The 17495-nt window shown below is 69.9% G+C and carries 14 protein-coding genes and 3 pseudogenes; 12 read left to right on the top strand and 5 right to left on the bottom strand.

The features are described from left to right. Positions 1-40: 40 nt before the first annotated feature. Together QQM39_RS43885 and QQM39_RS43880 are read right to left on the bottom strand one after the other, a co-directional pair. Complete coding sequence (locus QQM39_RS43885) at positions 41-649, bottom strand: hypothetical protein (protein WP_302003150.1); 609 nt, start codon at positions 647-649, stop codon at positions 41-43. Then, entirely contained in the window at positions 646-1215 is a 570-nt protein-coding gene (locus QQM39_RS43880; RefSeq protein ID WP_302003149.1) for an RNA polymerase sigma factor, read from the bottom strand. Before QQM39_RS43880 ends, QQM39_RS43885 begins: the two co-directional genes overlap by 4 nt. A gap of 485 nt (positions 1216-1700) precedes the next feature. On the opposite strand from QQM39_RS43880, the gene QQM39_RS43875 reads away from it, so the two are divergent. The 5 genes and pseudogenes from QQM39_RS43875 (at position 1701) to QQM39_RS43855 (ending at position 6895) form a co-directional block, all read left to right on the top strand. After that, entirely contained in the window at positions 1701-2270 is a 570-nt protein-coding gene (locus QQM39_RS43875; protein WP_302003148.1) for a TetR/AcrR family transcriptional regulator, read from the top strand. Positions 2271-2799: 529 nt separating this feature from the next. Further along, positions 2800-3678: an alpha/beta fold hydrolase gene (locus QQM39_RS43870; protein ID WP_302003147.1), complete on the top strand. Its 879-nt coding sequence runs from the start codon at positions 2800-2802 to the stop codon at positions 3676-3678. A gap of 104 nt (positions 3679-3782) precedes the next feature. Continuing rightward, positions 3783-5459: a CocE/NonD family hydrolase gene (locus QQM39_RS43865; RefSeq protein ID WP_302003146.1), complete on the top strand. Its 1677-nt coding sequence runs from the start codon at positions 3783-3785 to the stop codon at positions 5457-5459. Between the two features lie 295 nt (positions 5460-5754). Further along, positions 5755-6195, top strand: a pseudogene (locus tag QQM39_RS46405) (enoyl-CoA hydratase/isomerase family protein); the annotation flags it as partial. A 409-nt stretch (positions 6196-6604) separates the two neighbouring features. Then, on the top strand, positions 6605-6895 hold the full coding sequence (locus QQM39_RS43855; protein WP_151475304.1) for a hypothetical protein: 291 nt from the start codon (positions 6605-6607) through the stop codon (positions 6893-6895). Between the two features lie 555 nt (positions 6896-7450). On the opposite strand, the gene QQM39_RS43850 is transcribed toward QQM39_RS43855, so the two are convergent. Beyond that, positions 7451-7696, bottom strand: a complete 246-nt coding sequence (locus tag QQM39_RS43850; RefSeq protein WP_302003144.1) for a hypothetical protein — start codon at positions 7694-7696, stop codon at positions 7451-7453. A 497-nt stretch (positions 7697-8193) separates the two neighbouring features. Further along, entirely contained in the window at positions 8194-8985 is a 792-nt protein-coding gene (locus QQM39_RS43845; RefSeq protein WP_302003143.1) for an IclR family transcriptional regulator, read from the bottom strand. A 119-nt stretch (positions 8986-9104) separates the two neighbouring features. Between QQM39_RS43845 and QQM39_RS43840 the strand changes: the two genes are divergently transcribed. The 7 genes and pseudogenes from QQM39_RS43840 to QQM39_RS43810 form a co-directional block, all read left to right on the top strand. Further along, positions 9105-10058 carry a 5-dehydro-4-deoxyglucarate dehydratase gene (locus QQM39_RS43840; RefSeq protein ID WP_302003142.1) on the top strand — a complete coding sequence of 318 codons (954 nt, stop codon included), beginning with the start codon at positions 9105-9107 and terminating at the stop codon, positions 10056-10058. 38 nt (positions 10059-10096) lie between these two features. After that, positions 10097-10236 (top strand): annotated as a pseudogene (locus QQM39_RS43835) (glucarate dehydratase); the annotation flags it as partial. A 222-nt stretch (positions 10237-10458) separates the two neighbouring features. Beyond that, entirely contained in the window at positions 10459-11478 is a 1020-nt protein-coding gene (locus tag QQM39_RS43830) for a tripartite tricarboxylate transporter substrate binding protein (protein ID WP_302003141.1), read from the top strand. 3 nt (positions 11479-11481) lie between these two features. After that, positions 11482-11919 carry a tripartite tricarboxylate transporter TctB family protein gene (locus tag QQM39_RS43825; RefSeq protein ID WP_302003140.1) on the top strand — a complete coding sequence of 146 codons (438 nt, stop codon included), beginning with the start codon at positions 11482-11484 and terminating at the stop codon, positions 11917-11919. A gap of 24 nt (positions 11920-11943) precedes the next feature. Then, on the top strand, positions 11944-13560 hold the full coding sequence (locus QQM39_RS43820; RefSeq protein WP_302003139.1) for a tripartite tricarboxylate transporter permease: 1617 nt from the start codon (positions 11944-11946) through the stop codon (positions 13558-13560). A gap of 203 nt (positions 13561-13763) precedes the next feature. Then, entirely contained in the window at positions 13764-14156 is a 393-nt protein-coding gene (locus QQM39_RS43815) for a hypothetical protein (RefSeq protein WP_302003138.1), read from the top strand. Between the two features lie 142 nt (positions 14157-14298). Beyond that, a pseudogene (locus QQM39_RS43810) lies at positions 14299-15401 on the top strand (ISAzo13 family transposase); the annotation flags it as partial. Positions 15402-16027: 626 nt separating this feature from the next. Here QQM39_RS43810 and aspA read toward each other — a convergent pair. Next, positions 16028-17437, bottom strand: coding sequence for an aspartate ammonia-lyase (aspA, locus tag QQM39_RS43805; RefSeq protein WP_302003137.1), 1410 nt, complete (start codon positions 17435-17437; stop codon positions 16028-16030). Between the last annotated feature and the right edge of the window lie 58 nt (positions 17438-17495).

Raw genomic sequence — 17495 nt, 5'->3', positions numbered from 1 at the left:
GCAGACCTTGCGAGACGGAACAGCCGCCGAGCTTGTGCGCTCACTGCCCGAACGCTCGGTCGTAGAGGCTCCGCAGCTTCGGGGTGGCCTCGGCATCGCCGTAGCACACCGGGACCTTGCCGTCCTTGGCGTAGACGAGGTAGGTCTGGCCGACAGCGAACTCCTGGCCGAATGACTCCAGTTGTCCTTCGTGGGTGTTGTCGAGCCGGACGGTGGAGGCGTCTTCGCCGCGGTACCAGTGGTCCACTCGGAGAGTGATCTGGTCGCCGTCGACGGAGGTCGCGGTGCCCTCGAAGGCGGTCGTGTACTGGCGCAGGGTGGTGACGTCGAGCTCGGCGCACGCTGTGGCCGGGCCGCCGCCTGTGTCCTGCTGGACGGTCAGGACCAGCGGGGCGGCCACGGCCGGAGGAGTGTCGCGGGTCGCCGTGACTCCCCAGGTGATGCCGGCTCCCACCGTGAGCACAGCGGCGGCCGCTGCGGCCAGCAGCAGGGGGCGGCGGGGGCGGTCCGATGTGCGGGGGGAGGTGCGGACTGTGGTGTCGGCGGTCATGGTGGCCTCCAGGAGACGGTTGATGTCGGGCTGGGGAGCATCAGAGGTCCGCGCCGGGTCGATGGCCCTCATCCGGGCCAGCAGTTCTTCGTCGTTCACCGGTTGCTCCTTCCTTCACCCATCTCATGTCCGGCCTTGTCGTCATTCTTTCGGTCAAGCAGAGCGGCGAGTTTCTTCTTTGCCCTGTGCAGGCGGATGCTGACGGCGTTGGGGGTCAGTCCGGTCACTTCCGCTATCTCGCGCGGGGTCAGCCCCTCCCATGCCCAGAGCAGCACCACCTCACGGTCCAGGGCGCCCAGTGTGCCGAGTGCGGCATGGAGTTCGGGGTGGTCGGCTTCCTCGGGCATTGGCGGCGGTGCGGTACGGGTCAGCCGCTCCACCAGCCGGAGTCGGCGCCCGTCCGCCCGGCGGGCGTTGGACAGGCAGCCGCGTGCGACGCCGTAACACCAGGGCAGCACGCCGTCGAGGTCGGTCACGGGGTCCTTCCCGAGCCCGGGCACGTCCTCGAGGCGGCGCCAGAGCACGAGCATCGTCTCCGCGAGGATGTCGTCTACCGCGTCGGCGTCCGCCCGGCGCAGCAGATACCGGTGCAGCGGCTCCGCCACCGCGCGCGCCAGCGATTCGAAGCGGGCTTCTCGGGCCCGGGCAAGTTCCTGCTCCAGCATGGATTCCACACCCCCACCTGTCCGGCCGGGGACTGTTCCTTTCATCGCCACGGGCACTGTACTTACCCGACCCAAGGGAGGTCCGTCGCGCCGGCCGAGGCGACGGCCGCTTCCCGACTGTCCCGGCCTGCGAGGTCCGGCACGGGTAGGTCGGCCACGACCCTTCGCGCGCGTCCTCCCAGAGTTCGAAGCCGCTGCGGCAGAGATCCTCTACAACGGCGCCCAGCGGGCGCGGGCCTGGCCAGGGGCTGGGTGAGAATAACCGTCGGCCTCATCGCGGCCGCACTCTCCGGCTTCGGGGGTGACGGGCGGCCGCCAGGGGCTGCACCGCGTCCCCGCCCGGACGAAGCCTCAGAAGACCGCCGCCCCGGTAGCGGAACCGTACTCACATGCCCGCCCGGCCCGTGGGCGGCGCTAGATCGCCCCGGTAGGGCGCTGTAAACCGATCGGTTTTCATTTTGTCCACATCGAGTTAACCTCGCGGTATGACCACCGCAGTGAAGTCAAGTACCAGAGAGCGGCTGCTGGAGGCGGCGGCCACGCTCACCTATCGAGACGGTGTCGGCATCGGCGTCGAGGCGCTGTGCAAGGCGGCGGGGGTGTCGAAGCGTTCCCTGTACCAGCTGTTCGAGAGCAAGGACGAACTGCTGGCGGCGAGCCTGGGGGAACGCGCCTCCGCCTTCGCGGCCGGGCTCCTGCCGGCGGCGAACGACGGCCGTTCACCCCGCGAGCGGATCCTGCACGTCTTCGACCAGCTGGAGGAGCAGGCGGGTGCGCCCGACTTCCAAGGCTGTCGGTACCTGGCTGCTCAGGTCGAGCTCAAAGACCAGAGCCACCCTGCGAGCCAGGTGGCCCACCGGGTCAAAGAGAATCTGACCGCCTTCTTCCGTGCCGAGGTCGAACGGGGCGGGGCGGGCGATCCCGATCTGCTGGCCCGGCAGCTCAGCCTGGTCTTCGACGGCGCCAGCGCCCGCGCGGGGATCGGAGCCGACAAGCTGACCGGGCTCGTCACGCCCACCGTGACCACCCTGCTCGATGCGGCAGGCATGCACTGACGCATCCCCTTTCGAGCAGGCGCCGTGACCGTGCCCTCCCCAGGCCGATGACTCCCGCCCCTGATTCCCCGCAATCAAGGGGAGCCCGGTGGCCGTATGGGTGTTGACGGGCGTGCCGCGCGCCAGGAAGGCCGTCGCCTCGTCGACATCAGCGCCCAACAGCAGGTACGCGGTTCCCCAGGGCCTCATCCAGCCGGCCCGGACCAGTTGGCCGCATCACCCTTGGCCTCGGCGGCTGGCCGGCGTAGCCCTACACCTGCATCTGGAGCATTTAGACGTGCCGTAGTAGCCCTTGAGTGCGAAATCGGCGACCGCCGTGCGGATGACACTCTCGCGCCTCCCCTGTGCACTGACCCTATTGCTGCGGATGGCAACCTCAGCCTTGCGCTCGGAAACCGATCGGTTTACGATGATGGAAACCGGTCGGTTTCTCAATGAATCCAAGGGCTGGTCCGGGGTCACGCCCCCTTCGGGCGGCCCTATCCGAATCACCGGTCTGCAGCAGTTCACACAAAGGGAAGCCAGCGAGATGCCCAGCCCAGAGCCACGTCCCACGATTCACATCCCGGGAACCACCAGCCACACCATCGCCCCGCGCGCGGGGCTCGACGGCCGCGAGGGAACCCTGCGTTACCTCAAGGCGGGCACCGGCGCTCCCGTGGTCCTGCTGCACACCGTGCGCACCCAGGCCGAGCACTTCCGCCACCTCATCCCCCTGATCGCGGACCACTACACCGTGTACGCCCTCGACCTGCCGGGGATGGGCTACTCCGAGATCGTGCCCGGCGCGTCGTACGACGAGCCGGGCATGCGCGCGGGCGTCAAGCGGCTCCTGACCGAACTCGACCTCCACGACGTGACCCTGGTCGGGGAGTCCATGGGGGCGGTGCTCGCCCTGACCACAGCGGCCGACCTGCCCGAGCGGGTACGGCGCGTCGTCGCGGTGAACGCATACGACTTCCGCGGCGGTATCGCCCGGTCCAGTCTTCTCGCCCGTGTGGTGGTCGGCGGTGTCCTCACTCCGGGGGTGGGCCCGATGGTCGCCGGGGTGGAGCCCAAGGCCGCCCTCCGCCGGATCCTGCAGGGCGGGCTGGTCGACAAGACCGCGCTGCGGGCGGATTACGTCGACGAGCTCCTCCAGGTGGGCAGCCGCCCCGGCTACCCGACCGTCGCCCGGGCCGTGTACCAAAACCTGCCCAGTCTCATCGCGGCCCGCTCGCGCTACTCCGAGGTCAAGGCACCCGTCCACCTCGTCTACGGGGAGAAGGACTGGTCGCGGCCATCGGACCGGCAAGCCGACAGGGAGCTGCTGCCGGCCGCCGATTTCACGCAGGTGCCGGGAGCAGGCCACTTCATCGCCTTGGAACGGCCCGACCTGCTGGCCGACCTGCTGAACGCGGTGGCGTGACCGCCCCGAGAGCGTCGTAGTCACCCCCGTTCGGGTGTAGTGCGGGACGGGGACCAGGTTCGACCATGTGCCTGACAGCGTCGGGGCATGCAAAGGAGCAGCGCGTGGCAGAGATTCAGATCGAGTTCGACGTTCCGGCGGAGATGCGTGACGGCACCGTGCTGCGCGCGGATGTCTACCGGCCCGGGGGTACGGGGCCGTGGCCGGTGCTGCTGAGCCGGCTGCCGTACGGCAAGCAGACGCCCATGATGGGCGTCATCCTCGATCCCCTGGCGGCGGCCAGGCGCGGCTTCATGGTCGTCCTACAGGACACCCGCGGCCGGTTCGCCTCCGAGGGAGACTGGGAGCCGCTCACGTACGAGGAGAGCGACGGTTACGACACCGTACGGTGGGCCGCTGCCCTTCCCGGAGCGAACGGCTCCGTCGGCATGATCGGCGCCAGCTACTTCGGCAACACGCAGTGGATGGCGGCGCTGTCGAAGCCGCCGGAGCTGAAGGCGATCGCGCCGATGGTCACGTGGTCTGATCCGGACGACGGCCTGTGGACGCGCGGCGGCGCGATCGAACTCGGCATCACCGCGCCCTGGTCCCTCATGATGGGCGCCGACGCGCTGATGCGCCGTCACAGCACCGACCCGGCCACGCTCGGCGGCAGCCTCGGCAGGCTCGTGCAGGATCTCGACGGCCTGGCCGACGGCGGCTACGGCGAACTGCCCGCCGGGCGGTTTCCCGCGTTCGCCCGGCACGACCTGCCCGAGCTGGGCTACGAGCGTTCCCGACGGGAGCCCGAGTGGGCGCGTTCGTCCCGTGTCGCGGGCCGGCACGACGAGGTCGACCTGCCCACCTTCCAGGTCGGCGGCTGGTACGACATCTTCGCCCAGGGCACGCTCGACAACTTCACCGCCATGCGCCGCGCCGGCCGGCCCGCCACGCTGATCATGGGGCCGTGGAGTCACGCCAACCAGCAGCACGTCATCGGCGACGTCAACTTCGGGTTCGGCGCGAACTCCGCCTTCATGGGCATGCGCGGACCCCTGCACGGCCTCCAGCTCGACTGGTTCCAGCGTACGATCGGCGACGGTGAGGCGCTGGAGCCGGACACGGGCAAGGTGTTGCTGTTCGTCATGGGCATCAACCAGTGGCGCGAGGAGACGGAATGGCCCCTGTCGCGGGCCGTGGACACGGACTTCCACCTGCGCGCCGACGGACGCCTGACGCAGGAGCCGCCGTCCACCGCCGAGCAGCCCGAGCAGTTCACCTACGACCCCATGGACCCGGTGCCCACGACCGGCGGCGCGCTCCTGATGTCCGACGAGTTCCGTCCCGGGCCACTCGACCAGACGGCCGTGGAGGGACGCGAGGACGTCCTGGTCTTCACCACCGAACCGCTCACCGAGGACGTCGAGGTGACCGGCCGCGTCCGGGCTGTGCTCTTCGCCGCCACGGACGGACCCTCGACCGACTGGGTGGCACGCCTGTGCGACGTGGACGAGAACGGTGTCTCCCGCAATGTGGCCGACGGCATCGTGCGGGTGCGTGCGGCGACACCGGGCGAGGCGGCCGAGCACGTCGTGGACCTGTGGTCGACCAGCATCGTCTTCCGGGCGGGTCACCGGATACGGGTCCAGGTCACCTCCAGCAACTTCCCCCGCTGGGACCGCAACCTCAACACGGGCGAACCCGAGGAGGATGCGACCACGGCCCGAGTGGCCCGGCAGCAGGTCTTCCATGACCCCGCCCGGCCGTCCCGCATCGTCCTGCCCGTGGTGCCTCCAGCCTGACCGGGAGCGATGGGAGAGCCCGCCGATCCGTTGCTCCGGTGGGCAAGGGCGCCGAAGGAGCCATGTCGGCTCGGTCGAAGGGCGGCAGGCATCCTGCGGCGGAGGCGATGACCTCCCACGGGCGCCTGCCCCTCGGCAAACGCCGCGGTGAAGATTCCTCGGTCAGCAGACCGACCAGGTTCCGCTCGACCGGCCTGCGATGACGCGACCGGACCCGGAGGCGGCGGCCATCCGGTCGAGTACGGCACCGAGGGCCTGGGCCAAGGGGGCATGAGCGGCCCGCCTGCTCGATCTGATGCCAGAGTTGGCCACCGAACTCCAGCTGCTGGTCAAGGCCCGCTACGCCGCCCACGATCCACTTCATCGACGCCCTGCCCAAGACCCCCAGCGGCAAGACCCAGCGCTACCTGCTGCGCAACCGCCGGCGCACCGAACTCGCCGCCCCGGAGCCGCGTTGACCGGCATGGAACCTCTGCTCGTCGAGCAACACGGCACCGTCCGGTGGCTGCTGCTCAACCGCCCCGAGCGGCGCAACGCCCTCGACATCACCCTCATCGAAGCCCTGGACAAACAGATCACCAGCGCTGAGGCCGACCCCGGCACCGCGGTCATCGCCGTGGCAGGCCGGGGACCGAGCTTCTGTGCTGGCGGGGACTTCCACCAGTTCCTGGAGTTGCACGAGCGGGGCGACAACCCGGTCGACTTCCTGGCCGACGTGTCGGCCCGCTTCAGCCGCATCGCGGCCAGCCCGAAACCATGGGTCGCCGTGGTGCATGGTCACGCTGTCGCCGGGGGGCCTCGAACTGGCACTGACCTGCGATGTCGTCGTCGCCGCCGACACCATCCTCATCGGCGACGGTCACCTCAACCGGCGACGGTCACCTCAACCGGCGGCTGGTACCGGCCGGCGGATCAAGCGTCCGGCTTCCCGGTGCGGTCGGACGCGGACTTCGGAGGCGATGATCCTGTGGCCGATGACCATGGTCATGACCCGCCGTCTCGGCCATCGCCGCAGACGAACCGGCCCGGGCCCGGCTCGTGTGCCCAACCCCGCGCGACGAGCCGCTTGAGTTTGCACCGCACGCCCTCGGTCTTCGCCGGAACCACCTCCACCCCCACCAAGGCAGTGATCCCACGGCAGTTCAGTGGCTGGCCGCCAGCAGCACGGCGTTCGGCCAGCCGGTCAGGGCTCGGTCTCCCGGCTCTCGCTCGCCCGGACCGCGGCATTGCTGATCGGCGAGGGCCACGCCGCGGAGGAACCCGAGGTCCGTCTGCCCCTCGACGGGCCGTACGAGGACGGTGTCTTCGTCAGCGGTGACGGCAGCCCGGTGAAACGGCTCCGGTTCCCCGTCGCCGTCGAGGAGAACCCGCTGTTCTGGGAGCGGCCGTTCGAAGCGGTGGGGTCGTCCGCGCCGAGGTGGTCCACCGAAGGCTGACCCCGACCCGGCTCGCCCCCGGCCGTCGCGGCGGTTCATGCGAGAGGCCCTGTTCTCGGTCGGGCTTGTGAGTCGTCGGTCAGTGTGGATACGTCGGCCCAGCCGTGCCACGTCTTGGGCCGCACGGCGTAGACGTGCAGCCGACCTGAACGGGGTCGGCGCCGAAGGAGACCCGGCGCGGCGGGTCCTCGGCGTCCACGAGCATCGGCAGCGCCGGTCCGACCGCGGCGGTACCGCCGATCGCGGCGCTGCCGAATGCGGCGGTGGCCGAGAACGGCCTCGCCGGGACAACCTGCACCAGGCACCACCGTGCAAGGTGCGCTCAACCCCGCGACGGGACCGGCAGGCGTTCGACATTGACATCCTCGTCTTCGTCAACCAGCTCGCCACGGCCTGGGCCGGCAACCGACCTCGTGGACGCGGCCGCCGACCAGGTCCGCGACCCCTCCCCGGCAGCCCGCCGCGCCGCCGTCGTCGCTGCCGTTCAGCGTCTCTTTCCTGCCACCGCAGGCGACGCCGGCGGCGGGGCTGAGAGCTGATCGATCGACATCGGCATCAGCCCGGCCGCATCCCTCGCCTGCGGTGATAGTCGAGGATCTCGGTGATCAGGACCGTCGTAGCCGCACGCCGGGCTCGCAGCAATGCGGCCGGCACGCGGTGGTGGTACTCGAGTTGACCGATTCCGCGAGCTGATGGGCGCAGGCGGGGACGTCCGGTGTGCCGGGTCAGGTCACGGTCGGCAACCATCTGCCAGTCGTCGGCGATCTGGTCGATCAGGGAGTCCAATTCCCGGCGGGGCACGCCGGTCAGGCCGGATCCGGCAGCCAGGCGGTGGCTCCGGGGCCGGGGCCGGGGCCGGGGCCGGGGCCGGGGCCGGGGCCGGGGCCGGGGCCGGGGCCGGGTGGAGCGTGTGGTTCCAGTCGCCGTGGAAGTTGTCGCGGGCCAGCGCAAGAACGGCGACCTGCAAGGGGGCCGGGTTCTGCCCGGTGAGGTAGCGGCGGGTGTCCGGCTCGTACTCGTACTCGCAGTCGACCTTGGTCGTGGCGCTGCCGGATCTCCAGCGGGGTGGGGTAGTCCCAGGTCGGGTGCTTCCGCAGCTGCCGGCGGTTGCAGCAGGTCTCGATGACTCCGTTGCCAATTCGGGGGATTTCCAATTGATCACCCTCCCGATGGTCATCCAGAGGGGCGATCCTGCTGGTCAGGGGCGGTCCGGATGGATCGAAGCGGCCCCTTTTCGAGCTGGGGGTGACGGCGATGTCGATGGGGGCGACTCGTGGCTGTCCCGTCGGGCGAACGCCCTACGGCATCGTGTGGTCGATCGGCGCCATCCGCTCGATCGACAGCCGGGTGAGCCGCATGGCCTCGATGAGTTCCTCGGTCCTCGCGGGGCTCAGCCGGTCGATGGGGATCGAGCAGCTGATCGCGTCGATCGGGGGCGTGGTGAACCGGAGTGAGAATCCGTAGCAGACGACGCCGACGAAGTTCTCCTCGTTGTCGATGGCGTATCCGCGCTCGGCGGTGGCCCGCAGGTCCTTGATCAGAGCGTCGTGGTTGGTGTGGGTGTTCGGTGTGAGGGGCTTCAGCGTGTCGGGGACATGGTCGGCCAGGTCGGTGTCCAGCCGCTCGGCGAGCAGCGCCTTGCCCAGTGCCGTGCTGAAGGCCGGGAGCCGGCGGCCGACCCGGCTGAAGGGGCGGAGGTACTGGCTGGATTCGTGCGTCGCCAGATAGACGATGTCCGTGCGGTCCAGTCGCCCGTAGTGGATGGTCTCGTCGAGCCTGGCGCTCAGGTCGTTGATCAGCGGCTGGACGATGCGCAGATAAGGGTCCGCGTCCAGGTAGGTCGTCCCCGCGAGGAGGGCGCGGATGCCGACGCTGTAGAGCGTGCCGGAGGGATCGGTGCGGACCCAGCCGTGCTCCGTCAGGGTCCGCAGCAGAGCGTAGACGCTGCTGCGCGGGGCGCCGAGGGCCTCGCTGAGTTCTCGCAGCCGGGCGGGCCGGTTCTGCCGCGCGGCCAGGAGCTCGAGCAACTCGACCGTACGGGCTGCCGACTTCACGCCCCGTACGCCACTGACCGCCTCAGGCTCACTCATCGCCAACCCCTTCCGAACGCACTCGAAGAATTCTTGCACCGATGCTTGACGGTTATCAGCCATGTAGCCATGCTCTCCATCACGAGACGACTGTCTACATACAGAGACAGGTGGCATGCATGGAGACGACTCGGGATATCGAGCGCGACCGCGAGACGGCGGATCGGCTGCGCAAAGGGATGGCGCAGGGTGTCCTGTCCTTCCCGCTGACATCCTTCGACGCCGAAGGCGGCCTCGACCTCGACGGCTTCCGCACCCACCTGGCTGCGCAGCTCGCCGCCGGTCCGGGTGCCGTCTTCGTCGCCTGCGGAACCGGTGAGTTCTTCTCGCTGTCCGCCGAGGAGTACCACGCCGTCGTACGCGCCGCCGTCGAGGTGGTGGCGGGACAGGTCCCTGTGGTGGCCGGCGTCGGGTACGGCTGGTCGCTCGGGCTGCAGTTCGCCCGGCTCGCAGAGGGGGCCGGCGCGGACGCCGGGCTGCTCATGCCGCACTACCTCATCTCCGCCCCGCAGCGCGGATATGTGGACCATGTCCGCGCGGTGGCGGGCGGCTCGCCCCTTCCCCTGATCGTCTACCAGCGCGGGCAGGTCAAGCTGAGCACCGCCGCGGCCAGGGAACTGGCCACGGTCGACGGCGTCGTCGGCCTCAAGGACGGGCACGGCGACCTCGACCAGATGCAGCGGCTGCGGCTGGTGGCGCCCGACGACTGGCTGTTCTTCAACGGCGTGGCCACCGCCGAGATGCAGGTACGGGCGTACGCGAGCATCGGCATCCCCGCCTACTCCTCGGCGGTCCACGCCTTCGCACCCGAGATCGCGGGCGCCTTCTACGCGGCGCACCGGGCCGGAGACCACCCAAGAATGGAACACCTGCTGAGGGAGTTCTACCTGCCTCTCGTCGAACTGCGCGACCAGGGCACGGGTTATGCGGTGTCCCTGGTCAAGGCGGCGGCCCGGCTCCGCGGAGCCCCGGTCGGCCCGGTCCGCGCGCCCCTTATGGATCCGGCCCCTGACCACCTGGGGCAACTCGAGGCCCTCCTGCACACCGGCCTGGCACTCGCAACGGACAGGTGAGGAAGTGAGGGACCGTCGTGCTCAGCAGCGCGCCTCGCATCGCCAAGGTGACCGTCACCCCCATCCTCATCAGTGACCCGCCGCTGTTCAACTTCCTTGGTGCGCATCAGCCGTACACACCCGGCAGCATCGTCGGGACAGAGACCTCCGACGGCGTCGTCGCATCGGTGAGACCTACGCCAGCCGCGACCACCCCGACGAGGAGATCGCGGACGTCCACGCCCTGGTGCCAGCCCGCCTGCACGACCAGCCCGCCTGCACGAACGGTTCAACCGGACGCCGCAGTGCCACGACTGCGACGACGTCGCGGCCATGCGGCGCGAGCACCCCGACTGGACGCAGCCACCGCTCCCGCGGTGGTGACCCCGGCCGGCCAGAACCCCACCCATGAAGGAGAACAATGATGTTCCAGGCCCGACTGCGCCAGGGCCGGCACCTCGCCGGCGCGGCTGTCTGCGCCGCCGCTCTTCTCACCCTCACCTCGTGCGGAGGGGTCCAGGGCGGCGGGGGCAGCGGCGAAGACGCCGAGAACTATCCCACCAAGACCGTGGAGTGGACCGCGCCTTCCGACCCGGGCGGCAGCACCGACCTGATATCGCGCGCCGCCGCCAAGGCGTTGGAGGACCCCCTGGGACAGTCCGTTGTGGTGGAGAACAAGCCCGGCGCCAACGGCGCCGTGGGCGGCAAGGAGATCCTGGGCCGCGAGCCCGACGGCTACAACCTGGTCATGCTCTTCCAGTCGCTCATGTCGATCGGCCCGCACACCGTCGTCGACGATGACCCGATCAAGATGTCCGACATGGACGTCATCTCCGGGCTGACCGTGGAGGACTACGTCCTCGTCGTCCCGGCGCAGTCGGACATCGAGACCCTCGACGACCTGCTCGCGAAGAAGTCGGTCAAGTACGGCACCACAGGCGCCGGCACCGGCAGTGAGCTGGCCCAGGCCCTCCTCTTCGGCGACGCCGGCGTCAAAGCCAGCGGCATCCCGTTCGACGGCGGCGCGCCCACAGTGACCGCGCTGCTGGGCAGCCAGGTGGACGTCGGCGCCGTCCACGTGGCCGAGGCCGCTCCCCATCTCACGTCCGAAAAGCTGCGTCCACTGGCGGTTTTCGCCAAGGAGCGCATCGACTTCCTGCCCGACGTGCCCACCGCTGTCGAGTCCGGCCACGACGTCGTCGTGGACCAGCGCCGCTGGGTCGCCGGCCCGGCAGGACTGCCGGACAACGTCGTCTCCGAGCTGCGAGCGGCGCTGAAGAAGGCCTTCAAGGACCCGGAGTACGGCAAGTTCCTGGAGAGCAACTACATCGGCCGTTGGGAGGCCTCGCCGGACGCCGTCGTCAAGCAGGTCGAGACCGCCAAGAAGCGCTACGGCGAGCTCATCGACAAGTTCGGTCTGGACCTGAAGAGCGAGGGCTGAGGCATGAGGACCCAGGCACGACTGGGGGCGCTGGTGCCGCTCGGCATCGGCGCCCTCGCCGCCCTGGCGGCCGTATCGATGGGACTGGGTTCGCCCGCCGACCCCGGCCCCGGGCTGTGGCCCCTGATCGTGAGCCTCACCATGGTGACGCTGTCCGCCTCGCTGCTCCTCAATCCCGGCGCGGACACCGAGCAGGAGCCGTTCAGCAGGCAAACCGCCGTGGTGGCCCTGGGCGCCCTGTCGCTGGTCGCGTACACCCTGCTCATCGAGCAGGTGGGCTTCGAGGTCATGACGGTGCTCCTGCTGGTGCTGTGGATGCGCGGCTTCGGCCGGGACAGCTGGCGGCTCAGCCTGGCCGTGGCGCTGGCCGCGTGTGCAGCGTCTTATTTGCTCTTCATCGTCGCGCTGGGCGTCTCGCTGCCTCATCTCGTCGCGTTCTGATCCCTCAACACCTGTGAGAACCCGATGGACTTCCTCGCTCCCGCTCTGGACGGCTTCGGCGTGGTCTTCGAGCCGCAGAACCTGCTGTACTGCCTGATCGGGGTGACCCTCGGCATGCTGGTCGGCGTGCTGCCCGGCCTCGGCCCGGCCGCCACCATCGCCATCCTGCTGCCAGTCACGTACACCCTCGAACCGGCCTCGGCGATCATCCTGCTCGCCGGCATCTTCTACGGCGCCCAGTACGGCGGCACAGTCACCTCGGTGCTGCTCCGCCTGCCCGGAGAGGCCTCGACGGTGGTGACCGCCATCGACGGCTACGAGATGGCCCGCACGGGCCGCGCCGGATCCGCGCTCGGCATCGCCGCGATCGCCTCCTTCATCGGCGGCACCGTAGGCATCGTCGCACTGACCGTGGCGGCCCCGTTGGTGGCGGGCTGGGCTCTCGCCTTCGGCCCGCCGGAGTACGCCGCGCTCGCGCTGCTCGGCATCCTGATGATCTCCACCCTGAGCACCGGATCCCTGCGCCGCAGCCTCCTTGCGGGCAGCATCGGGCTGCTGCTCGCCACCGTGGGCCGCGACCCGCTCCTGGGCAGCGCTCGCTACACCTTCGGCAGCGACCAACTCGCCGACGGGCTCGACTTCGTCATCCTCGCCATGGGCCTGTTCGGCATCGGCGAGATCCTGCACAGCCTCGAAGGCCTTCGCCAGGGCGCCCCGCCGAAGCCCCGCGTCGGCCGGGCCCGGCCCAGCCGGGCGGAGTTCGTGCAGTCCAGGTGGGCGATCGCCCGGGGGACGGTGGTGGGCTTCTTCCTCGGCATCCTTCCCGGCGGCGGCGCCACGATGGCCTCGATGGTCGCGTACACGGTCGAGAAGCGCTCCTCCAGGACGCCCGAGCGGTTCGGCAAGGGCGCGATCGAGGGGGTCGCGGGCCCGGAGGCGGCCAACAACACCGCCGCCACCTCCTCGTTCATCCCGCTGCTCACCCTCGGCATCCCGGCCAACGCGACCATGGCCGTCATGTTCGGCGCCCTGCTGCTGGCGGGCGTGACCCCGGGCCCGCAGATGATCGACGAACATCCCGAGGTGTTCTGGGGCGTCATCGACTCCATGTACATCGGGAACCTGTTCCTGATCATCCTCAGCATGCCGCTGATCGGGCTGTTCGTCCGCGTGCTGCGCGTCCGGGCCAGCATCCTGGCGCCGCTGACCGTGCTCATCACCATGATCGGCGTCTACACGATCCGCTCCAGCATGTTCGACATGCTCGCCGTGGTCGTGCTCGGCGTCGTCGGCTACCTGATGAAGAAGGTCGGTTTGCCGCCCGGCCCGCTCGTCCTCGCCTTCGTGCTCGGCAACCTGCTGGAGACAGACTTCCGGCGCTCGATGCGGATGTTCGACGGCGACGTGACCGGCTTCCTGGGCCGCCCCGTCTCCGCCACGCTGCTCGCCTTCGTCGTCGTCTTCACGGTCGCCGTACCCCTCCTCAGCCTCCGCAAGAAGCTCCGGCAGCCCGGACCTCCCGACACCCCCGCGACCGTCCCCCACCCCGACACCACGACCACCCCGGAGCGAACCCCGGACCACCCCGGTACGGCGGCCGAACCCGGCGGCCACAGCGAGGAGCCACAGCATCCGGGCTGAGCCCTGGACCGGGCCAGGCTGCTGTAGGGCACCGGGTGGCCGTGGGCAGCGAGCCGCCGGCACGCGACTACGAACACCAGCCCCGCACCTGACGAGTCGCGGGTGTACTGGGCGATGACCGCGGTGATACCGCGTCGGCTGACCGGAGCGACCGCGCCCTCCTGGCACACCGCATGAGGGGCGATCAGCTCACCCTCGGCGCGGTGCCAGCACGACTGGAGGAACGGGAGCGGGAGATCACCGCGCAGGCCGACGCGGCCAAGGAGCGGATCGCGGAGCTTTCCGCGCAGTTGGAGGAGTTCCACCGCACCGCCGAAGAGATCCGGATCACCCGCAAGACGCTGCTGGAGCTGCCCGAGCCGGCCTCGCCCGCGCCGCCACCCCCGAAGCTGCCGGACCATCCGGCCTACCAGCAGATCATGGCGGTGTTCGCCGCGACCGACGCCCCGCTGCGGGCACGGCAGGTGTGCGAGGCGATGGACCTGGAGATCGCGCCCAACAACATCAACAACACCCGCCTGAAACTCAAGCGACTGGCCGAGCGCGGCATCCTGGTCGAGACCGAGCAGGGCTTGTTCGCCCAGCCGCGGCCGTAAGCCGCCCTGCGTCGCCGCGACCAGCCCGCTCACCCTCGACGAAGCGGCACATCAGGCATCAACCCTTGTAGGGGCCGTCGGGAATCTATGTGTTGCTTCCCGGGACCTGGGCTCGTTGACGTGGTATGGGGCGTTTCGATGAGTGCTCGGACACGGTGGGATCGCCGCCGTCGCCTCGGCCGCCGGGGTGTCGAAGGGCTGTGTCAGCCGGGGCATGGCCGATCTTGAGCAGGGTGCCGAACCGGAGGGCCGGGTGCGCCGCGCCGGCGGGGGCCCGCCCGGCTGCGGCCGACAAGGACCCCGGACTGCGTACCGCGCTGCTGGACCTGGTCGACGACAGCACGCAGGGCGACCCGATAGGGCCGCTGACCTGGACCACGAAGTCGCTGCGGAACCTGGCGCGGGAGCTGGCCGCCCGGGGACACGACGTCGGACGGGACACGGTCGCCACTGCTGAAGGAGGCCGGGCCCAGCCTGCGCGGAAACGCCCGCGTCCTGGCGGGCAGCGCGCATCCCGACCGCGACGCCCAGTTCCGGCACCTCAACGCCCAGGTGAGCCGGTTTCTGGACGCGGGCGACCCGGTGATCAGCGTGGACACGAAGAAGAAGGAACAGATCGGACTGTTCGCACAGGCCGGACGGGCGTGGGTCCCGCCGGGCAGTCCGCTCAAGGTCCTCGACCACGACTTCCCCTCCCAGGCCACCGGCACCGCGATCCCCTACGGCATCTACGACGTGGGACGCAACGCCGGCTTCGTCGTGGTCGGCACCGACCACGACACCGCCGCGTTCGCCGTCGCCGCCCTGCGCCGCTGGTGGAACGAGGAAGGCCACGCCGCCTACCCCGACGTGAAGCGCCTGCTGATCACCGCCGACGGCGGCGGCTCCAACAGCTCCCGCGCCAAAGCCTGGAAGGCCAACCTCGCCGTTCTGGCCACCGAGACCGGCCTGGAGATCAGCGTGTGCCACCTGCCGCCGGGAACATCGAAGTGGAACCGGGTCGAGCACCGGCTGTTCTCCTTCATCTCCATGAACTGGCGTGCCCGCCCGCTGACCAGCCTCGACGTCGCGCTGAACCTGATCGCCTCCACCACCACCCGGACCGGACTGCGCGTGACCTCTCGGCTGGACGAGACCAAATACCCCATGGGAATCGAGATCGACGCACAACACGCCGCCGCCCTGAAGATCAACACCGATGGCTTCCACGGCGAGTGGAACTACACCATCCCGCCCCAGCCCGGCGTCCCACCGGTGCCGCTGCAGCCGCCCGGCCGCCGCGCTCACCCCCGCACGGCCCACCTTCGACACGGTCCTGACCACCCACCCCGCCCTCACCGGCATCACCCGCCAGGCCCTGGACCGCCTCGTCGCCGAGCTCCGCGACATGATCGACGCGATGCCGCCGGAACAACGGCACCGGCACCGGAAACCGGCTGTCGAGAACATCATCTGGGCCGCCGTCCTGGACCAGCGCGGCCTGCCCGCCTCGCTTCTCGCCCACCTCTTCCATATCGGCGAGAACCAGATGCGCACCCCCTCATCCAGCAGACCCGCCCCCTGCTCCAACGGCACGGCCACCACAGCGAGCCACTCCCAGTCCGGCTCATCGACCCCACCGAACTGGCCAGATACGTCATGAACGCGACGTCAGGCACGAGTTGACACGACACGCACTACCAATTCATCGACGGGCCCTGGCTGCGGCACCGGGCGATGAGCCCGATCGGATCGAGCCCGGCCCGGTGACGCCGCAGATCGGTCAACGGTCGGGACGCCTTCGCCACCCACGCTGCACGGCCCGACCCAACGAAGCCGCCTCGGCGCGCGTCCGTTGCCCGCCGAGTCGGTACACCGGTGCGCCGGGCATGTCAGGCCAGGGCTTGGCCTCTACCTGCCACGACCTCGGGGCGGAGCAGGTCGGCGAGCATCTCGGCCGGCAACAGGCGTCGTTCCAGGACGAGTTCGGCGACGCCGCGGCCGGTGACGAGGGCTTCCTTGGCGATGTCGGTGGCCGCCGTGTACCCGATGTGCGGGTTCAGGGCCGTGACCAGGCCGATGGAGTTCTCCACGCTCGCGCGCAGCGCCTCGGTGTTGGCGGTGATGCCGTCCACGCAGCGCTCGGCGAGCGTCACGCAGGCGGCCCGCAGATGCGTGATGGACTCCGACAGGGAGTGCAGGATGATCGGCTCGAAGGCGTTGAGCTGGAGCTGTCCGGCCTCGGCGGCCATGGTGATGGCGACGTCGTTGCCGATCACCTCGAAGGCGACCTGGTTGACGACCTCGGGGATCACCGGGTTGACCTTGCCCGGCATGATCGACGAACCGGCCTGCACCGGCGGCAGGTTGATCTCACCGAGGCCCGCACGCGGCCCCGACGACAGCAAGCGCAGGTCGTTGCAGCTCTTGCTCAGCTTCACGGCGATCCGCTTGAGCACGCCGGACATCTGCACGAACGCCCCGCAGTCCTGGGTCGCCTCGACCAGGTTGGCGGCGGTGACCAACGGCAGCCCGGTGATCTCGGCCAGGTGACGGCGAGCCGACTCGGCGTAGCCGGCAGGGGCGTTGAGGCCCGTGCCGATCGCCGTGGCGCCCAGGTTGATCTCATGGATCAACTCGACTGCCTCGGCAAGACGGGACCGGTCCTCGTCAATCATGACGGCGTACGCCGAGAACTCCTGACCGAGCGTCATCGGCACCGCGTCCTGCAACTGCGTACGGCCCATCTTCAGCACGTCCCGGAACTCGACGGCCTTGCGAGCGAAGGCGTCCTGGAGCACGGCCATCGCCTTGAGCAGCCCGCGCACGGCGAAGACGGTCGCGACCTTGACGGCCGTCGGGTAGACGTCGTTCGTCGACTGCCCGAGGTTGACGTCCTCGTTGGGGTGCAGGTGCCGGTACTCGCCCCTGGCATGGCCCAGCAGCTCCAACGCCCGGTTGGCGATAACCTCGTTGGCGTTCATGTTGGTCGACGTGCCCGCGCCGCCCTGGATGACGTCCACCACGAACTGCTCGTGCAGCTTCCCGGCACGGATCTCACGGCAGGCGGCGACGATCGCGGCGGCCTTCTTCGCGTCCAGCAGACCGAGCTCCTCGTTGGCCAGGGCGGCGGCCTCCTTGACTGCGGCGAGGGCGTCGATCAGGTGCGGGTAGGCGGAGATCGGCGTCCCGGTGATCGGGAAGTTCTCCGTGGCACGCAGGGTGTGGACGCCCCAGTACGCGTCGACGGGGACGTCACGGTCGCCGAGGAGGTCGTGCTCGCTGCGGGTGGCGGCGGTCATGGCTGTGCGGACCTTCTCTTGGAGCGGTTTCAGGCATGGCAAACGGGGCGCACCGCAG

Source organism: Streptomyces sp. DT2A-34 (genome assembly GCF_030499515.1).
Lineage (GTDB): Bacteria > Actinomycetota > Actinomycetes > Streptomycetales > Streptomycetaceae > Streptomyces.
The sequence above is the reverse complement of the archived record's forward strand: the minus strand, read 5'-3'. Positions and strand labels throughout refer to the sequence as shown.

Coding starts and splice junctions, on each gene's coding strand:
- QQM39_RS43880 (WP_302003149.1), bottom strand. CDS start 1,215: ATGCTGGAGCAGGAACTTGCCCGGGCCCGAGAAGCCCGCTTCGAATCG.
- QQM39_RS43875 (WP_302003148.1), top strand. CDS start 1,701: ATGACCACCGCAGTGAAGTCAAGTACCAGAGAGCGGCTGCTGGAGGCG.
- QQM39_RS43870 (WP_302003147.1), top strand. CDS start 2,800: ATGCCCAGCCCAGAGCCACGTCCCACGATTCACATCCCGGGAACCACC.
- QQM39_RS43845 (WP_302003143.1), bottom strand. CDS start 8,985: ATGAGTGAGCCTGAGGCGGTCAGTGGCGTACGGGGCGTGAAGTCGGCA.
- QQM39_RS43840 (WP_302003142.1), top strand. CDS start 9,105: ATGGAGACGACTCGGGATATCGAGCGCGACCGCGAGACGGCGGATCGG.
- QQM39_RS43830 (WP_302003141.1), top strand. CDS start 10,459: ATGATGTTCCAGGCCCGACTGCGCCAGGGCCGGCACCTCGCCGGCGCG.
- QQM39_RS43825 (WP_302003140.1), top strand. CDS start 11,482: ATGAGGACCCAGGCACGACTGGGGGCGCTGGTGCCGCTCGGCATCGGC.
- QQM39_RS43820 (WP_302003139.1), top strand. CDS start 11,944: ATGGACTTCCTCGCTCCCGCTCTGGACGGCTTCGGCGTGGTCTTCGAG.
- aspA (WP_302003137.1), bottom strand. CDS start 17,437: ATGACCGCCGCCACCCGCAGCGAGCACGACCTCCTCGGCGACCGTGAC.